This window comes from Bradyrhizobium sp. (genome assembly GCF_049586575.1).
GTDB lineage: Bacteria > Pseudomonadota > Alphaproteobacteria > Rhizobiales > Xanthobacteraceae > Bradyrhizobium.
In genome coordinates this window covers 1-1,979 of record NZ_JBAVCF010000086.1, presented here as the reverse complement: position 1 = coordinate 1,979, position 1,979 = coordinate 1, and the positions used below count along the sequence as shown (strand labels likewise).

Annotated in this window: 1 protein-coding gene; it reads right to left on the bottom strand. The window is 61.2% G+C overall.

Features of this window, described 5'->3' with window-relative positions; translation table 11 throughout:
- Positions 1-179: 179 nt before the first annotated feature.
- Positions 180-1,658, bottom strand: coding sequence for an IS1380 family transposase (locus WB528_RS02945; protein ID WP_423886934.1), 1,479 nt, complete (start codon positions 1,656-1,658; stop codon positions 180-182).
- Between the last annotated feature and the right edge of the window lie 321 nt (positions 1,659-1,979).

Below are 1,979 nucleotides of genomic sequence, written 5' to 3'. Positions count from 1 at the left end.
CATCCAAGCAATGGCTTAGCCCGAATTTCTCACGCTGTTTGGTCGGACGCGAGCGGGAATTGACTTCGGCGGCGCCACAACCCGGGCCGGTGGTTTGGGCATAGATTGTCGCCCGCTGCGGCGGGTTGGTCGGTGCTTTCGGGTCATACGGTGCGGGTGTTCTCCTGTGGGCCAAGGCTTCAGCGAGCCGCGCTGTCGAGCGCGGCCCATGCCGCTCGAAAGACATCGGTGTAGGGAAACGCCGATGCCATCGAGAACTTGATTCTGCGGACGCTGATGCGGACCTGGGCGCCGATCTTGAACAGCTTCAGGCGGATGGTGCCGCATGTGGCGTCGGCGAAGCGGGTCGTGGCCAGGGCGATGCGGCGCAGCGCGCTGACAAGGACATAGGCCATTGAGGACAACCAAAGCCGCAACTGGTTGGCGCGCATGGTGTGGGCGGACGTCCTGTCGGCGAACAGATCGAGCTGACATTCCTTGATGCGGTTTTCCATCTCGCCGCGGGCGCAATAGAGCTTCTCGTAGAGCGCGCGGGCATGGTGTTCGTCGGCCGACAGCGAGGTGACGACGAAGCGCGGATTGGCCCGGCCTTCCAGTGTCGCCAGGTCGATGTCGCCAACCTTGATGGACTTCTTGTTCTTTTTCTTGCGCCGTGGCTTTGTCGCGCTCTCACTCTCGGCTGTGGACGGGATCATCCACTCGGCTTTGCCGACGACGCGGCGCTGCCGGCTCCAGCTCTTGTGCGTTCTGTACTGGAAGTCCTTGAAGCGCCGGGCCGGCTTGCCGCTCTGTCGGTTCTCTTCGGCTGCCTCGGCAAGCTCGGCTGCGATCTCGGCAATCAGCCTGTTGTTCTTGGCCAGGCCGAACAGGTAGTCGACGTCGTTTTGTTCGCACCATGTCATCAGATCATCGCGCGTGAACCCGGAATCCGCCCGCAGCAGAATGCGCACTTCGGGCCAACGCTTGCGGATCTGCGCCACGATCCGCGCCACCTCTTCGACTGAGCCCGCGCTGGCATCGATGTTGGCCCGCCGCAGCTTGGCGCAAAGCAGGTGTCGCCCGCAAAAAATATACAGCGGCAGATAACAATAGGATTTGTAGTAGCCATGGAAGAAGCGCCCTTCCTGTTCACCATGCAACGGATCATCGGTGGCATCGAGGTCGAGGGTGATCTGGCGCGGCGCCGTCCGATGCGCCTCGAGAAACAGATCGACGAATAGCCGGTCTACCGCCTCCGCATCGTAGCTGATCTTGTGGTAGCGCGACGGTTCCGGCTTCGACAATTCCAGCCGGTTCAGCGTCGATTTGCCGGCCACGGCGGCGCAGTCCGCGCGCCGTGCCTCAAGCTTTCCCGCCAACACCGCCATCAATGGATCGTGGCGCAGCGTCTCATGGTCGTTGAGGTCCTCGTAGCCGAGCGCGATAGCGAATATCCGCTGCCCGACCAGCGTTGCCACCGAATGCTCGACATGGGCCTGGGATCGCCGATCGACAAAGCAGGAGGCCAGCCGATCCACTATCCCGATCGCCCGGTCCGTCGCACCAAGCAGCAGCGCGCCCGCGTCCGACGTGATCGTGCCACCATCAAACGCCGCCACCACCGCGCGGCCTTCAACGGCTTCAAATCCGAAAATATCCGGGATACACTCTGTCTGCATCGGGGCTCTCCTCGAATCATCACGAAGTCGTTCTCGCAAAACAACTTTCGCTGATTCGGAGCCCCGATGCGCTTAAACTCCGTGAGAAATGCGGGCTAGCAGTCCCGCGCCCAATGCCGTGCCGAGTAAACTCTTTCCGATTAGTGTCATCCCATCTTCTCCTTTTGAAGGGCAAATCCCGCACCCTCCCGCCAACAAAAGCCGGCTGAGATCGTTCCGATGGAACCTGGATTGGTTGCGGCGCCAGCGCCATTTTTCAAAAGTTCGCGCGCGCTTCAGCAGCCCTTGCAAATATTATTGATCCTGGAATCGATCCCGGCG

What these genes read in the sequence shown, in the direction of transcription:
- WB528_RS02945 (WP_423886934.1), bottom strand. Translation starts at nt 1,658, where the DNA reads ATGCAGACAGAGTGTATCCCGGATATTTTCGGATTTGAAGCCGTTGAA.